Source organism: Leptolyngbya sp. NK1-12, from assembly GCF_032598965.1.
Taxonomy (GTDB): Bacteria; Cyanobacteriota; Cyanobacteriia; order Elainellales; family Elainellaceae; genus Elainella.
Window position 1 is genome coordinate 6,414,713 of the sequence record NZ_CP053586.1, and the last position, 15,943, is coordinate 6,430,655.

Here is a 15,943-nt window from a genome sequence, read left to right on the forward strand (position 1 = left end):
ATAAGCTGCAATATAGTTGCCATTAGCGACAATTAGATTGCTAGAATGCCGCTAGGGTCGTATCTTTAGGAGCATGAAGCGGATGAGATGCCGATTACGAGTTCTAATGGCTGAAAAAGAGATTACCCAAATCCAATTGAGAGAGTCGCTTGGTTTGGGTAGCAACACCATATCAAAGCTGTATAACAATCGATTCGATCGTGTGGACAGAGAAACGATCGAAAAACTCTGTGATTACTTTGGGGTTGAGATAGGGGATCTGTTTACCCTGAAAGATGAGGAATAGGGCAACCCCTTAATTGTGAAGCGAGGATGAAGACTGAGTTTTGGGTGTAAATTGGGTGTAGAAAATCGAGCAATAGCACTGAAAGCATTGATCTCATTGAATCCTACACTCGATTCGTAATCGAGCGGTCGTGAGTTCAAATCTCATCACCGGCTTCTAGAAGGATTTGGCTGATTAGCCCGTTTGACTGCACACCTGGAGTGTAACGCAGAAGCGATTGAGAAGAATCGATAACATCTGTGTTCGTTCTCCACTCAGTTAGGCTTGATGATTGGGGAAGAGGATTTGCTGCGAAGCTAATCCTAATACCGCTAGAAACAGAGCCACTAGAAACGACCACAGGCGGTTGCCTTGGGAGCGCAGTTGCAGTCTGATGTCAGTAATTTGAGTTTCGGTACTCTTTCTCAGATCGGCGATTTGGGTTTCCGTACTTTTTCTCAGGTCAGTGATTTGAGTTTCGGTACTCTTTTTGAGGTCGGCGATTTGAGTTTCGGTACTCTTTTTAAAGTCAGAGACCTGTGTCTCTAATACCTTTAACCGTTCGTCAGTTCGAGCTTGATTCAGCTTGATATCTTGAACATCCGTCTGGATGCCTTCTACCAGAGTAGTAAGCTTGCCCAGTTGTTTTAGCACCTCTGCTGTGTCAGTGGATTGGGTCATGACAACTCAACAGGCTGTGGGTTTTGCTAAATTTCATACACTCAATATACAGTTTCGAGTGCTATCAAACCTTACCGAAACGACGCTCGCGCTGTTGGTAGGACGAGAGGGCTTGGTGAAACTCGGCTCGGTTGAAGTCGGGCCACAACGTATCAGTAACGTAGAGTTCAGCGTAGGCTACCTGCCAGAGCAGGAAGTTGCTGATGCGCATTTCGCCGCTAGTGCGAATCATCAGATCCAGCTCGGAAATCCCAGCCGTATACAGATGGTGCTCAAACAAGGCTTCGTCGATTTCATCGGGTTGTAGTAGGCCCTGCTGCACTTGAGTTGCAATGGAACGACAGGCTTGAATGATTTCTTGGCGACCACCATAATTGGTGGCAATGGTGAACTGAATACTGCGGTTCTGGCGGGTTTGTTCCATCGAGTATTCAATTTCTTTTTGCAGTGAACGAGGCAGGGCATGCAGATTGCCGACAAACCGGATCTGGACATCCTCTTCCATCATTTCGCGCAGCTCTTGCCGCAACACCCGTTCAAACAGCGTCATCAAAAAATCAACTTCCTCAGCGGGTCGGCCCCAGTTCTCAGTTGAGAAGGCATAGGCTGTCAGCGCCTGAATGCCCCAATCTTTACAGCAGCGTAGAATATCTTTCAGTGCATCGACACCGCGGCGATGGCCCATAATCCGAGGCAGACCACGCTGTTTGGCCCAGCGACCATTGCCGTCCATAATTACAGCGACATGCCTGGGTAATCGTTCCCGTTTCAAGTCAGCCGGTAATTCTCGGAGGAGGGTGGGGTTAACTGTCATTTTTTCTCTCTAGAAGCCGATGATTTAGATTGAAATAAACGGGCGAGTAGAGCAGCCGTGCGGGCACCGAGTTGGCGACCCAAGACAACTTCTCGTTCCACAGATGGAGAAAACCGCTCTCTTAGCATGTCTTTGAGTTTGCTGCTGGTCAGCGGTCTATGTAGGGTACCCCGCTCAGCGAGCGAAATGGACCCGGTTTCTTCAGATACAACAACGCAAACGCAATTTTCGACTCGTTCGGTGATGCCCATTGCTGCCCGATGGCGCGTTCCCAGTTGACGGGAGGCCGTCCGTTCGGAAATCGGCAAAATTACCCCTGCTGCGATCACTCTAGAACCGCGAATCAGGACTGCTCCATCATGCAACAAAGTAGTGGTCTGAAAAATGGTTTGCAGTAGTTCCTTAGAAACTTCAGCATTCAATCTAACACCCGGAACCGAAAAATCTCGTTCATCAATCGGGCGATCGGTTTCAAGAATTAGTAAAGCTCCGGTCCGGTTCTGAGAGAGTTCCTTAACTGCATCAACGATTTCATCAATCACGCTGTCGGGCTTCGGGACGGCCTCTTGAGAGGGGCGAAACAACTGGAGGATCTCACCGCGTCCAATTTGTTCGAGTAACCGGCGAAATTCGGCCTGGAGGATTAGCGCCATCGCCACCGCTGAACCGATTACCAGCTTTTCCAGCACAAAACTGAGAAACCTCAACCCTAGGGCACTGCTAAGAGCCGAGGCCAGCATCAATATAATTAACCCCCTGACCATCCACAGGGTGCGCCGCTCGCCAATGATCACCAGAATCATGTAGGCCAGCAGCAGCACTAAGCCAACATCGATCACACCGGGCAGCAAGGACCAAGTCCAGCCAAGGTTTATCAGCCATTGCTTTAACTGAGATCCCATGTGAGCGACGTTGGTGAACCTTGCTAAATAACTAACTGAAACTAGAAAGCCTTGAATAAAGTTTTGAGTTTTAAGTTTTGAGTTTTGAGTTGTAGTGGCGTAGCCTGTACTCAGCACATAGTTTGTAACCTAATCCGATTCAGAATTTAGAACTCAACACTTAAAACTCAAAACTCAAAACTCAAAACTCAAAGCTACGGCTCTTGCTGTAGTCGTTCCGGCAGGCAGTCTTGACGAATCAAGTCTTGGTAGGTTTCGCGTTGCAGAATCAGGCTGGCTTCCCCAGCGTTGACCAGCACCGCCGCCGGACGCGGCAAGCGATTGTAGTTGGAGGCCATACTATAGTTGTAGGCTCCGGTTGCCATTACTACCAGCACATCGCCGGGTTGGGTTTCGGGAAGTTGGGCTTGTTTGATCACAATGTCGCCCGATTCGCAGTGCTTACCGGCTACGGTGACGGTTTGAGTCAAGGGTTCAGACATCCGGTTGGCAACTAGCGTGCGATACACCGATTGGTAGGTGATCGGACGGGGATTGTCTGACATACCGCCATCCACCGCAACATAGGTCCGAATATCCGGAATCACCTTGTGGCTGCCAACTGTGTAGGCGGTGACGCAGGCCGAACCAATCAGCGAACGTCCCGGCTCGGCTATGAGTTTAGGTAACGGCAGATTTTGGGCTTGACAGGCGCGCACGATGCCGTCGCAGATCACCTTGACCCATTCATCAATGCTGGGCGGATCGTCGGCTTCGGTATAGCGGATGCCTAGACCACCGCCAATGTCGAGTTCCTGTACGGGCAGACCATACTGAGCCGCTTTGCCCAACCATTGCACCATCACAGCGGTCAAGTCCTGGTGAGGTTGAAGTTCAAAAATCTGCGAGCCAATGTGGGCATGGAGGCCAATGCATTCTAGCGCTGACTGTTGGCTGACGTAGTTAAATACCTGGTCGAGCTGGTCGGGGTCAAAGCCAAACTTGCTGTCGAGATGGCCAGTGCGAATATATTCGTGGGTGTGGCACTCAATGCCGGGAGTTAGGCGTAGCATAATCCGGACTGGCTGCTGCATTTCAGCTAGAGTTTGTAGCTCTAGCCAGTTGTCTACCACAATCGTGCAGCCCGTATCGATGGCAAACTTCAGCTCTTCGACTGACTTGTTGTTGCCGTGGAAGTACATCGTCTTTGGGTTCATGCCTGCATGCAGAGCCGTGAATAGCTCACCGCCCGAAACCACATCGATGCCCAATCCCTCAGAGGCAACAATGGCGCAAACGGCCAAACAGTTCCAGGCTTTCGAGGCGTAAATCACCAGCGATTCCCCTGGATAGTAGGTCTGAAATGCTTGCCGGTACTGGCGACAAGCTGTGCGCAGGGTCGCCTCGTCCAGGATGTACAATGGAGTACCAAAGCGCTGCACCAGGGCTGGCACATCACAACCGCCAATCTCCAAATGATTTTGACCGTTTACGCGAGTGGTTAGCGGCAGCAGATATTGATTCGGCGAAGGATTTTCGGTGTTGAGAACAGGCAAGTATTGGCGACCTGAAGCCGCCGCTGTTGCAGGAGTCGATACCATTCGTATTGCTGATCCTTGAGAAGTTGCTAGATGTTGCTATTGATAAAGTTGCTACTCAATCAAGCGTGAAAAAGAGTGACGAATGAATAATTGAACGCGAATGCGCCAAATTCCTCATCTATAACCAGTGTACAATTGAGGGCTGTGCATCCTGATTCGATTTTGCGGCTTTTGTGAAATTTCTAGCGCTCCAGCCACTCACCATCACCCATCTGCCAGAAGCCGTGGAACTGGATCAACGTTGCCTTGGCGGTTTATGGACCAAGGCCGGATATCAGCGGGAAATCGACAGTCCCAACAGTGATTTGCTCGTCTTACAGTCAGTTGATGCTCCCGGACTATCTGAGGGCAGTTTAGATAATGGTAAGCCTCTGATTGGCTTAGCTTGCACCTGGGCGATTGCCGATGAAGCTCACATCACCCTGCTTGCGGTCGATCCTGCCTATCGAAAGCAAGGGCTGGGTCAGCTTCTGCTGTACACCCTGCTGGTTTTGGCTTGGCGTAGAGGGCTGGAATGGGCAACACTAGAGGTACGGATATCCAACCAAACGGCGATTGCGCTCTACCAGAAATTTGGCTTTGAAGCCGTCGGGCAGCGGCGCAGCTACTACCAGGACACCGGCGAAGACGCGCTGATCCTCTGGCGTAAAGGTTTACAGCGTCCGGAGTTTCAGGTGGCGCTTCAGCAATGGCGGCAGCAAGTGAGCCAGCGGTTGCAGCAGGCAGGATGGCACTTGTCTGCATTTCCAGATACCGATTGGTATCCCTCTCAGGTTAAATTTTCTCCAGCCTCTTGACGTGGGCTTACTTTTTTCGCAGAATTTCCCTTCGGGAGTTTATCGTGTGATTCCACCATCGTTCCTTGATCCCCAAATTTTTAATTCAACGCTGATTTAGCAACGATCTGCGGCTTACTTTCGGAGATCCCTACCTGATTCCTGCTGTCCAATCCTGACAGCTTGAGGATTTTCCTATGCTAAAATCAGCGTACCGGTTCGCACCAGGTGATAAAGGAACGCCATGTTTGAACGCTTCACAGAGAAAGCTATTAAGGTGATTATGCTTGCCCAGGAAGAAGCTCGTCGCCTGGGACATAATTTTGTCGGTACAGAGCAGATCCTCCTGGGTCTGATTGGAGAAGGGACCGGCGTCGCCGCCAAAGTGCTGAAATCTATGGGTGTCAACCTTAAAGATGCCCGGATTGAGGTCGAAAAAATTATCGGTCGGGGGTCTGGCTTTGTTGCCGTTGAGATTCCCTTCACACCACGAGCTAAGCGGGTGTTGGAGCTGTCCTTGGAAGAGGCACGCCAGCTCGGACACAACTACATTGGCACGGAACACTTGCTGCTTGGTTTGATCCGTGAAGGGGAAGGGGTCGCGGCTAGGGTGCTAGAAAACCTGGGTGTCGATCTCTCTAAGGTCAGAACGCAAGTCATTCGGATGCTGGGTGAGACGGCGGAAGTGTCTGCGGGAGGTAGTCAGGGTCGCACCAAGACTCCCACGCTCGATGAATTTGGCTCAAACCTGACCCAAATGGCCGCGGAAGGTAAGCTCGATCCAGTCGTGGGCCGCCAGAAAGAGATTGAGCGGGTGATTCAGATTCTGGGTCGTAGAACTAAAAACAATCCGGTGCTGATCGGTGAGCCTGGAGTTGGTAAAACGGCCATTGCCGAAGGCTTAGCCCAGCGCATTTCTAACGGGGATGTGCCCGACATTCTAGAAGAAAAGCGGGTCGTCACCCTGGATATCGGTTTGCTAGTTGCTGGCACCAAGTATCGCGGTGAATTTGAAGAGCGCTTGAAGAAAATCATGGATGAGATCCGCCAAGCCGGAAACGTCATCCTGGTGATCGACGAGGTACACACTCTGATTGGAGCCGGTGCCGCTGAAGGCGCAATTGATGCGGCCAACATCCTCAAGCCGGCTTTAGCACGGGGTGAACTCCAGTGTATTGGTGCGACTACCCTCGATGAATACCGTAAACACATCGAGCGGGATGCCGCTCTGGAACGCCGCTTCCAGCCGGTGATGGTGGGTGAACCGACAGTGGCCGAAACGATCGAAATTCTGCATGGTCTGCGCGATCGCTATGAGCAGCACCATAAGCTGAAAATTTCCGATGAAGCCCTGGAAGCTGCCGCCAAGCTCTCGGATCGCTATATTTCTGACCGCTATCTGCCGGATAAGGCCATCGACCTGATCGATGAAGCGGGTTCTCGCGTGCGGTTGATCAACTCCCAGTTGCCGCCTGCGGCCAAGGAGCTTGATAAGGAACTGCGTCAGGTTCTGAAGGAAAAAGACGATGCGGTTCGTTCACAAGACTTTGACCGAGCCGGTGAACTGCGCGATCGGGAAATGGAAATCAAGGCCGAGATCCGGGCGATTGCTCAGAACAAGAAAACCTCGGATTCCAGCGAAAGTGGCGATGACTCCCCGGTTGTGGGTGAGGACGACATTGCCCAAATCGTCGCCTCTTGGACGGGAATTCCGGTCAATAAGCTCACCGAGTCTGAATCCGAAAAGCTGCTGCACATGGAAGACACCCTGCATCAGCGCATGGTGGGTCAGGAAGAAGCCGTCAAAGCGATTTCTCGCGCCATCCGGCGTGCTCGCGTTGGTCTGAAGAACCCCAACCGGCCAATTGCCAGCTTTATCTTCTCCGGTCCCACCGGCGTTGGTAAGACAGAATTGGCGAAGTCGCTGGCTGCCTACTTCTTTGGCTCTGAGGAAGCCATGATCCGGCTGGATATGTCGGAATTTATGGAGCGCCATACGGTATCCAAGCTGATCGGTTCGCCTCCGGGCTATGTCGGCTACAACGAAGGCGGTCAGCTTACTGAAGCAGTGCGGCGGCGGCCCTACACGGTGGTGCTATTCGACGAAATCGAAAAAGCTCACCCCGATGTGTTCAACATGCTGCTGCAAATCCTGGAAGATGGTCGTTTGACCGACGCCAAGGGCCGCACGGTAGACTTCAAGAACACGCTGCTGATCATGACTTCCAACATCGGTTCTAAGGTGATCGAGAAGGGCGGCGGTGGCCTCGGTTTCGACTTTGCCGAGAATGCAGCCGATGCTCAGTACACCCGGATTCGCTCCTTGGTGAACGAAGAACTGAAGCAGTACTTCCGGCCAGAATTCCTCAACCGTCTCGACGAGATCATTGTCTTCCGTCAGCTCAGCAAGGAAGAGGTGAAGCAGATCGGCGACATCCTACTGAAGGAAGTCTACGGACGCCTGCAAGAGCAGCACGGCATTACCCTGGAAGTCACCGAGAAGTTCAAAGACCGCTTGGTGGAAGAAGGGTATAACCCCAGCTATGGTGCCCGTCCGCTGCGTCGAGCGATTATGCGCCTGCTGGAGGATACCTTAGCTGAGGAAATTCTTTCCGGTCGGATCAAGTCGGGCGAAACGGCTATTGTTGACATTGGCGAAGAAGGGCAAGTGCAAATCCGAGCCGAGCAAACACGGGAGCTGCTGCCCCAGGCGGTTGAATAAGCGATTGAACTAGCACATCTTTCGGTCAACGGTAACGAAAAATCGGTTCTAATAGCGGTGGTAGTCTGGTGTTAACTAGTTGCCACCGTTTTTGCTTTTGCATTTTTCGCCATGCTGACCCTAACTCGCCGCCTGACGCCTGACCCTACGGCTACTGTGCAGCATACCCTGGCTCTCACCGCCGAAGAACGCACCCGCTCGCGCCACTATTTTGAAACCGAAACCGGAGAAGGTGTTTACCTGCACTTACCGAGGGGCACCGTCCTGCGGCATGGCGATCTGCTGCAATCCGAGGATCAATGCTGTTTGGTGCGGGTAATTGCCAAACCGGAACCCGTGCTAGTGGTCACGGCTAAAACACCGCTTGATTTGCTCAGAGCTGCCTATCATTTAGGAAATCGCCATGTACCGCTGGAGGTGACCGAAACCTATCTGCGGCTCTCACCCGATCCGGTGCTGCAATCGATGCTGGAACAAATGGGACTCCAGGTCGCGCCCGCGATTCTGCCCTTCGAGCCGGAAAGTGGCGCTTATGGGCAATCTCAGCATCACCACGTCCATTCCTAGCCGAGTTGAGTTTGATTGGAGAACGCGCTATGGCATTCACAACAGCAAAATGGACGATCGCTGACTACCACCAGATGATCGCCGTCGGACTGTTGCAGGACCGGCGGGTTGAATTGTTAGCAGGAGACATTGTCGAGATGGCACCGGAAGGCGAACCCCATGCCTACTACAGCGACGAGGCGGCAGAATATTTGATCTACCTGCTGGGCGAGCGGGCAAAAGTGCGCCAAGGCAAACCCATTACCCTCTGGCAACATCAATCCGAACCGCAGCCGGATATCGCCATTGTCCAGCGCTTGGGAGCAGACTATCTAGACCATCATCCCTATCCAGAAAATATCTTTTGGCTGATTGAATACTCTGACTCTAGTTTGAGCAAGGATTTAGAGGCCAAAGCCAAAATCTATGCAGCGGTTGGTATTCCAGAATATTGGGTGATTAATTTGCGGACCATGCAACTGATCGTATTCCGGTCTCCGACTCCGGCAGGCTATCTCTCGCACCAGGTCTGGACTCAGCCTCAGATTTGCCCACTGGCGTTTCCAGACATTTCAATTTCCGTTAACCGCCTACTGGGATGAAATGAATACGGCCTCTCTGCTTTCTTTACTTCAACTCGCCAGTCCGGCCTTGCCGGTAGGAGCCTACACCTACTCAGAAGGCATCGAAACGCTGGTGCAAGCCCAAGCGATTCTAACCGCCGCTCAACTCGAACAGTGGCTGATGCAGGAATTACGCTATGGAGCCATTCGGGTTGAAGCCGCTGTGCTGGTGCGAGCCTATGATGCAGCACTGAATTCCGATCTGGACCGTCTCAACGAGTGGAACCAATGGCTGTCTGCCTTGCGCGACACTACCGAACTGCGGGCACAGAGCTGGCAGATGGGGCAATCTCTTTCCCGACTATTGCGTGATCTAGAACCAGCAACGCAGACTCTGTTCAACCAGATTACAGAGCCAATTAATTTTGCAATTAGCTTTGCGGTCGCAGCAGCCCATTGGCAGATTGATCTGGCCTCAGCGGTGTTGGGGTATCTGCAAAGTTGGGCTGCTAATTTAATCAACGCGGGCGTGCGGCTGATTCCCCTAGGACAAACCCAGGGACAGCGACTGTTACTCAACCTCCAACCCCACCTGGCTCAGACCAGCCAACAGGTTCTCAAGCTTCAGGATGACCAGTTGGAATGCTGTAGCTGGGGCGTATCGCTAGCGAGCATGAACCATGAAACGCTCTACTCCCGGCTATTTCGCAGTTAATCAATTTCGCAGTTAATCAGTGGTTAGAATTGCAGCTCCACAAACGCAGCTCCACAAACAGTGTGTGCCTTCGCGCGCTTAGATTACGCTTGAGTAAACGACGCGCCTGATGCAGGATCAAAGTAAACGCGCAGGAGTAGTCATGTCACAGGCCGAGACGTTGGCTGAATATGAGGACGAGGAACTACAGGAGATGCCAAGTTTAGAGCATGGGGCAATTGGCATCCGCTTGGGGCGCTATCTCGATATGTATGTCGAGGAGAAGGGCTTGGGCCTCGTCTGTAATTCTCAAACCACCTATCGCTTTGTCGGACAGAAGCCAACTTGCCTGCCCGATCTATCATTTGTCAGCCGCGAGCGGTTGCCGGTTCGGATTGACCAAAATGCCGATTTTGCGCCTGATCTGGCCGTTGAAGTGTTATCCAAGGGCGATGATGTCTCAGAAATCGACCAAAAGATTTTGCAGTATCAACGCTCAGGCGTGCGGCTGGTTTGGGTGATTCATCCAGCGATTCAGGTGGTGGATGTCTATCGCTTGCAAGATGGCCTGAAGCTCCAGCGGTTACTGCCAGACGACGAGCTAGATGGAGAGTCAGTCATTCCAGAATTTCGCCTCAAGGTCAGTCGCCTGTTTGAGCTGCCCAATGCCCCCAAGCTAGAGGACAGAATCTAGCAAGATGCTAAGGAAATCTTTCATGCTCACCTCTCCGCCCTACAATGCAGAGCAGAGTTCGACTGGTGGAGTGAAAGCATGCAAACCTTTCGAGTGGGAATTGCGGGTCCGGTTGGATCGGGAAAGACCGCGTTGGTGAATGTTTTGTGTCAGGCGCTGCGGGATGAATTTGAGATTGCCGTCGTCACCAACGACATCTATACCCAAGAAGACGCTCAGTTTTTGGTGCGGAGTCAGGCGTTGGAGCGCGAGCGAATTGTGGGTGTGGAAACCGGGGGCTGCCCCCATACGGCAATTCGAGAAGATGCCTCGATTAACCTAGTGGCGATTGAACAGTTGGAACGCCAGTTTAGTCATCTAGACCTGATCTTTGTGGAAAGCGGGGGTGACAATCTGGCTTCTACCTTCAGTCCCGAACTGGTGGATTTGACCATTTATGTGATCGATGTGGCAGCGGGTGACAAAATTCCCCGCAAAGGTGGACCGGGGATCACCAAATCCGATCTGCTAGTAATCAACAAGATCGACCTAGCGCCGTTAGTGGGGGCTGATTTAGGGGTGATGGACCGAGATGCTCGCCGGATGCGGGGCGACAAACCATTCATTTTCACAAATCTTAAAACGAAGCAGGGATTGGAGACAGTGATTGACCTAATCCGCTTACATATGGGCAACCATGCAGTTCCTGCATCAATATCCTCCTCTAGGGGATTGTCAGAGCAATAAAACTCGCTGGAAAAAGTATGCTCCCCATCGAGAATTGTGTACTAGAATACAAATTTTCGATAAACCCGGACATACCATCGCTTAGTGCGGGTTTTCTCTATGCGTAACCCCCCAACAGGAGTAATAGATTCGATGACTAGGCAATTTGGTCGGCGTAAGTTTTTACTATATGGTTCTGCAACGTTAGGAACGAGCATCCTGCTGAAGGCTTGTGCTGGTGGCACCACGACGGGTACAGGTTCCGAGTCTCCCGCAGCCGATGCTTCTCCAGCGGATTCGCCAGCCGCAGCGGCTGGAGGGGATACCATCAAAGTGGGTATCCTTCACTCGCTCAGCGGTACGATGGCGATCTCGGAAAAGAGCGTGGTGGATTCTACCGAACTGGCAATCGAAGAAATCAACAAGGCAGGCGGTTTGCTCGGTAAGCAAATCGAGGCGGTCAAGGAAGATGGGGCTTCGGATTGGCCTACCTTTGCAGAGAAAGCCAGAAAGCTGATCGATGAAGATCAGGTCGTAGTGATCTTTGGCTGCTGGACCTCGGCTAGCCGCAAGGCGGTTTTACCTGTGTTTGAAGAAAAGAACCACATGCTGTTCTACCCGGTGCAGTATGAAGGGCAGGAATGCTCCAAAAACATCTTTTACACCGGTGCCGCACCCAACCAGCAGATTGAGCCTTCGGTAGACTGGCTGCTGGAAGAAAAGGGCAAAGATTTCTACCTGGTTGGTTCCGACTATGTCTTCCCCCGCACCGCCAACACAATTATCAAAGCCCAGCTCGAAGCCAAAGGCGGCAAGACTGTGGGTGAAGATTACCTGCCGCTCGGCAGCACCGAAGTCACCCCAATCATTGCCAAGATTCGTTCGGCTCTGCCCAATGGCGGCGTGATCTACAATACGCTGAACGGCGACAGCAACGTGGCCTTCTTCAAGCAACTCCAGGGTGCTGGTCTGACCCCAGACCGGTATCCAGTCATGTCGGTCAGTATCGCGGAAGAAGAAGTCAAGGCGATCGGTACCGAGTTCCTCAAAGGGCACTTCGCGGCCTGGAACTACTTCATGACGGTGGAAAGCCCAGAGAACCAGAAGTATGTTGAGGCTTTCAAAGCCAAGTTTGGCGATGACCGCGTCACCAACGACCCGATGGAAGCTGCCTACATTTCAGTCAATATCTGGAAGCAGGCGGTTGAGAAAGCGGGCGAAGCCGGAACGCCTTCTAGCCTAGAGAAAGTGCGGGAAGCCGCCTATGGTCAGAAGTTTGCGGCCCCCGAAGGCCCGGTGACAATGAACACGAACCATCACATCTCCAAGACCGTGCGAATTGGCGAAGTGCGCGATGATGGCCTGTTTGAGATTGTCTACGAAACGCCTGCTCCGGTTGATCCCGTTCCCTGGAACCAGTTTGTGGCGGATACCAAAGGCTTCGCCTGCGACTGGACAAGGACTGGGGTGGATAATCCTGGCAAGTTCAAGGAAAGTTAGACTGACAGCCTTTTAAGGTTAACAACCGAGGCAAGGCAAAAGTGTGAAACAGTAATTTAGAGCACGCTTTGAGTCGCTTTGCCTCTCTTAGAATAAGCCTCAATTCGTTAGTAACGAGTATTAACCTACGGTGTACACACAGGTTGATTCTGTCAGTGTTCTAGTCCTTGGGCGGCAAGGGCTTATGTGTACACCATAGCGATTATTAACAGAGTATTGAGAGCGCCGGTATCTCTTTGGTAGCGGCCCTCGCCACCTGTAAGGAGCGCCCCCTTGTTCACTGGACTTCTCGACGGAATTTTTAACGGGCTGAGCGTCGGCTCGGTTTTGCTGCTGGCGGCTTTGGGATTGGCGATCGTGTTCGGCTTGATGGGTGTGATCAATATGGCCCACGGCGAACTGATGATGCTGGGAGCCTACACCACCTTTGTGGTGCAAAACGGCTTTAAGAAGCTGGGCGATCCCTGGTTGCAGTTCTATATCTTCTTCGCGGTGATTGCGGCCTTTATTGTGGCGGCTCTGGTTGGGCTGGCGCTCGAACGAGGGGTGATTCGCTACCTCTACGGGCGACCGCTAGAAACCCTATTGGCAACCTGGGGCGTCAGCCTGATCTTGCAGCAGTTCGTTCGCAGCGTCAATTGGGTGATGATCATTGGACTGGTGCTGTTTTGCTTGCTGTTTTTCGGTGGCCTGTGGTTGCTGCAACGCCGGCTTGACTTTGAGCGAATTCGCAGCTTGGGAATTGCCATTCTACTGCCGCTGTCGGCTGCAATCTCGCTTGTCATAGGGTCATTCTTGAGCAATGCCTATGGGTTAGCAGTGACAAAGCCCTGGTTCGGTGCGCAAAACGTCGATGTGACAGCACCAAAATGGCTGCTAGGCGGATTGCCGCTTGGTAATTACCAGTTGCCCTACACGCGCATGTTCATCATGGTGTTAACGGTGTTGTGTGTTTTAGGTATCTACTGGTTCCTCAACAAAACACCCTGGGGCTTACGGATTCGCTCGGTGACGCAGAATCGCAATATGAGCGCCTGTTTGGGGATTCCCACGAAGAAGGTGGATGCTCTGACCTTTGCGCTGGGATCTGGGCTAGCTGGGATTGCGGGCTGTGCGGTGAGCTTGCTGGGATCGGTCGGTCCGAATACGGGGCAGAACTACATCGTGAACACCTTCATGGTTGTAGTCGTCGGCGGTGTCGGTAAGTTGGTAGGCACAATCGTCGGAGCGCTAGCGATTGGAATTACAGACTACATCATTGGAACCGGAATTCTAGCGTTACTGTTTGCGCCGATTCCGCCGCTGGCTAATTTCTTTACCTTCTTTGCCACCACCAGTATGGCCAAGGTCATGGTGTTCTTCCTAATCGTAGTCTTTCTACAGTTCCGTCCTGCTGGTTTGTTCCCACAGAAAGGACGAGCGGTGGACGCTTGAGTTTAGTTTTGCGCGCTGAGTTGTGGGATGAGATGACATGGCAGTTGATGTAGCTGTTGAACGAAGCAACACAATTAGTTCGAAGCGGCGGGCGCTGTTGATCGAGGCGGGCATTGTTCTGGCAATTGCGTTATTTTTAGTGCTGATTGTCCCGTTGCTGTTGTCCGATTTTTGGTTAGTCAATTTGGGCCGCTTTTTGGCGTTGGCGATTGTGGCACTGGGCATTGACCTAATTTGGGGATTTACGGGTTTATTGAGTTTAGGACACGGCATTTTCTTCACCTTAGGCGGCTATGCCCTCGCTATGCACCTGAAGCTGCAAATTCCGCCCACGGCCAGCAGTCAGTTGCCGGAGTTCATGAGTCTGTATGGAGTGACCGAACTGCCCTGGTTTTGGAAACCGTTCTATTCCTTTCCGTTTTCGGCCTTGGCGGTCTTTCTGATTCCAGGAATTTTAGCGGGTTTGTTGGGCTATGTAATTTTCCGCAACCGGATTCGCGGCGTTTATTTTTCCATCCTGACGCAGGCTGCCACGATTATCTTCTTCAACTTCTTCAACGGTCAGCAGAAGCTGTTTAACGGTACCAACGGTTTAACCGATTTTCAAACCCTGTTTGGCGCTAGGGTGAATTCGCCCGGAACGCAGTTTGTTTTTTATGTACTAACCATTATTTTCCTGGTGCTGGCCTATGCGCTCTGTCGTTGGCTGACTAGCGGACGGTTTGGTCGCTTATTGATGGCAATCCGAGACGATGAAAGCCGGGTGCGGTTTACGGGCTATGATCCAACTGGCTTCAAGGTTTTGGTATTTGCCATTTCTGGAGCATTAGCAGGTCTGGCTGGCGCATTGTTCACGATCCAAACGGGCATTATTTCGCCCAACTCAATGAATATTGCCTTTTCGATTGAAATGGTAATTTGGGTGGCGGTGGGTGGTCGAGCTACGTTGATTGGCGCAATTCTGGGAACGCTAGTGGTCAATTTCGCCAAAAGCTTACTGAGCGCAAGATTTCCTGATATCTGGCTATTTTTCCAGGGTGGCTTGTTTTTGCTGGTGGTGATGTTTTTACCGGATGGCATCATCGGCTGGCTACGCACCGAGGGCAAAAATCTAGTACGAAATTTGACAGGCCGGAAGCAAATTGCCACCTATCCCAGTTTGGAGGAAGATCCTGAGGTTGACTATGAACGAAAAAATCTTGGAGATTAAGGACCTAACCGTTAGCTTTGACGGTTTCAAAGCACTCAACAACCTCAACTTCAGCCTCAATACCGGTGAACTGCGCGTCATCATTGGCCCCAACGGAGCCGGTAAAACCACGTTCCTCGATATCATCACCGGCAAAACCAAACCCACCGAAGGGCAGGTCTTTTTCAAAGGCAAAAATCTGCGCCCCTATTCGGAAGACCAGATTGCCCGCATGGGAATTGGCCGCAAGTTCCAGACGCCTAGGGTCTATCTCAACCTGTCTCCCCGCGAGAATTTGGAATTGGCCTGTAATCGGGTCAAGAATGTGTTTACAACGCTGTTCAAAAGGACACCCACGGCCGAACGCCGCACGGTTTCGGGTCTGCTAGAGACGATTGGCCTATCCCACAAAGCTGATATGAAAGCCAATCTGCTCTCGCATGGGGAAAAGCAGTGGTTAGAAATCGGCATGCTGGTGGCGCAATCCCCCGATTTGCTGTTAGTGGATGAACCGGTGGCGGGCCTCACCGACGAAGAAACCGAACGCACCGGAGAACTGTTGGTTTCCTTAGCCGAAAGCCATTCGATTATTGTGATCGAACATGACATGGAGTTTGTGCGTCAGATTGCCCAGGGAACGGTGACGGTGCTGCACCAAGGTTCGGTGCTCTGCGAAGGTCCCTTCGATGTCGTCCAAACGAATCCGCGCGTGATTGAGGTATACCTCGGTCAGGAGATTGATCACGACACGCATGAAGATGTCCCTATTGATTTAACAACTGCCGCTCTGCAAGAAATTGGGGAGCCGGATCAGATCCATACCGATCTGTCATCCGCTGCCCTCCAAGAAATTGGGGAACCGGATCAGGTGTATTAGC

General features: G+C 52.0%; 16 protein-coding genes. 12 read left to right on the plus strand and 4 right to left on the minus strand.

The window, feature by feature from the left end; all coding sequences use genetic code 11:
- The first annotated feature begins 82 nt into the window (after positions 1 to 82).
- Positions 83 to 286: a helix-turn-helix transcriptional regulator gene (locus tag HJG54_RS27580; protein WP_316432441.1), complete on the plus strand. Its 204-nt coding sequence runs from the start codon at positions 83 to 85 to the stop codon at positions 284 to 286.
- A 258-nt stretch (positions 287 to 544) separates the two neighbouring features.
- On the opposite strand, the gene HJG54_RS27585 is transcribed toward HJG54_RS27580, so the two are convergent.
- The 4 genes from HJG54_RS27585 to lysA form a co-directional block, all read right to left on the minus strand.
- Positions 545 to 946 (minus strand): hypothetical protein, encoded by a 402-nt coding sequence (locus HJG54_RS27585; RefSeq protein WP_316432442.1) that lies wholly within the window; start codon positions 944 to 946, stop codon positions 545 to 547.
- Between the two features lie 64 nt (positions 947 to 1,010).
- Positions 1,011 to 1,760 (minus strand): polyprenyl diphosphate synthase, encoded by a 750-nt coding sequence (gene uppS / locus HJG54_RS27590; RefSeq protein WP_036000325.1) that lies wholly within the window; start codon positions 1,758 to 1,760, stop codon positions 1,011 to 1,013.
- Positions 1,757 to 2,662, minus strand: coding sequence for a diadenylate cyclase CdaA (gene cdaA, locus HJG54_RS27595; RefSeq protein ID WP_036000324.1), 906 nt, complete (start codon positions 2,660 to 2,662; stop codon positions 1,757 to 1,759). Before cdaA ends, uppS begins: the two co-directional genes overlap by 4 nt.
- Before the next feature lie 194 nt (positions 2,663 to 2,856).
- On the minus strand, positions 2,857 to 4,242 hold the full coding sequence (gene lysA, locus HJG54_RS27600; RefSeq protein ID WP_316432443.1) for a diaminopimelate decarboxylase: 1,386 nt from the start codon (positions 4,240 to 4,242) through the stop codon (positions 2,857 to 2,859).
- A 173-nt stretch (positions 4,243 to 4,415) separates the two neighbouring features.
- On the opposite strand from lysA, the gene rimI reads away from it, so the two are divergent.
- The 11 genes from rimI (at position 4,416) to urtD (ending at position 15,942) form a co-directional block, all read left to right on the plus strand.
- The gene (rimI, locus tag HJG54_RS27605; RefSeq protein ID WP_316432444.1) at positions 4,416 to 5,039 is read left to right on the plus strand and encodes a ribosomal protein S18-alanine N-acetyltransferase; all 624 of its coding nucleotides are present in this window, start codon (positions 4,416 to 4,418) and stop codon (positions 5,037 to 5,039) included.
- Positions 5,040 to 5,262: 223 nt separating this feature from the next.
- On the plus strand, positions 5,263 to 7,740 hold the full coding sequence (locus HJG54_RS27610; RefSeq protein ID WP_316432445.1) for an ATP-dependent Clp protease ATP-binding subunit: 2,478 nt from the start codon (positions 5,263 to 5,265) through the stop codon (positions 7,738 to 7,740).
- 111 nt (positions 7,741 to 7,851) lie between these two features.
- Positions 7,852 to 8,307, plus strand: coding sequence for an urease accessory protein UreE (gene ureE / locus HJG54_RS27615; RefSeq protein ID WP_316432446.1), 456 nt, complete (start codon positions 7,852 to 7,854; stop codon positions 8,305 to 8,307).
- Between the two features lie 29 nt (positions 8,308 to 8,336).
- Positions 8,337 to 8,888 carry a Uma2 family endonuclease gene (locus HJG54_RS27620; protein WP_316432448.1) on the plus strand — a complete coding sequence of 184 codons (552 nt, stop codon included), beginning with the start codon at positions 8,337 to 8,339 and terminating at the stop codon, positions 8,886 to 8,888.
- Position 8,889: 1 nt separating this feature from the next.
- On the plus strand, positions 8,890 to 9,564 hold the full coding sequence (locus HJG54_RS27625) for an urease accessory protein UreF (protein WP_316432449.1): 675 nt from the start codon (positions 8,890 to 8,892) through the stop codon (positions 9,562 to 9,564).
- A 142-nt stretch (positions 9,565 to 9,706) separates the two neighbouring features.
- The gene (locus tag HJG54_RS27630; RefSeq protein WP_316432450.1) at positions 9,707 to 10,237 is read left to right on the plus strand and encodes a Uma2 family endonuclease; all 531 of its coding nucleotides are present in this window, start codon (positions 9,707 to 9,709) and stop codon (positions 10,235 to 10,237) included.
- A 78-nt stretch (positions 10,238 to 10,315) separates the two neighbouring features.
- The gene (gene ureG / locus HJG54_RS27635; RefSeq protein ID WP_316432451.1) at positions 10,316 to 10,963 is read left to right on the plus strand and encodes an urease accessory protein UreG; all 648 of its coding nucleotides are present in this window, start codon (positions 10,316 to 10,318) and stop codon (positions 10,961 to 10,963) included.
- Positions 10,964 to 11,095: 132 nt separating this feature from the next.
- Positions 11,096 to 12,442: an urea ABC transporter substrate-binding protein gene (gene urtA / locus HJG54_RS27640; RefSeq protein ID WP_316432453.1), complete on the plus strand. Its 1,347-nt coding sequence runs from the start codon at positions 11,096 to 11,098 to the stop codon at positions 12,440 to 12,442.
- A gap of 273 nt (positions 12,443 to 12,715) precedes the next feature.
- The gene (gene urtB, locus HJG54_RS27645) at positions 12,716 to 13,876 is read left to right on the plus strand and encodes an urea ABC transporter permease subunit UrtB (RefSeq protein ID WP_316432455.1); all 1,161 of its coding nucleotides are present in this window, start codon (positions 12,716 to 12,718) and stop codon (positions 13,874 to 13,876) included.
- Between the two features lie 37 nt (positions 13,877 to 13,913).
- A complete protein-coding gene (urtC, locus tag HJG54_RS27650) occupies positions 13,914 to 15,086 on the plus strand; it encodes an urea ABC transporter permease subunit UrtC (RefSeq protein ID WP_316432456.1) in 1,173 nt (390 codons plus the stop codon).
- On the plus strand, positions 15,061 to 15,942 hold the full coding sequence (urtD, locus tag HJG54_RS27655) for an urea ABC transporter ATP-binding protein UrtD (RefSeq protein ID WP_316432458.1): 882 nt from the start codon (positions 15,061 to 15,063) through the stop codon (positions 15,940 to 15,942). The genes urtC and urtD overlap by 26 nt, the downstream gene beginning before the upstream one ends.
- The last annotated feature ends 1 nt before the right edge of the window (position 15,943 follow it).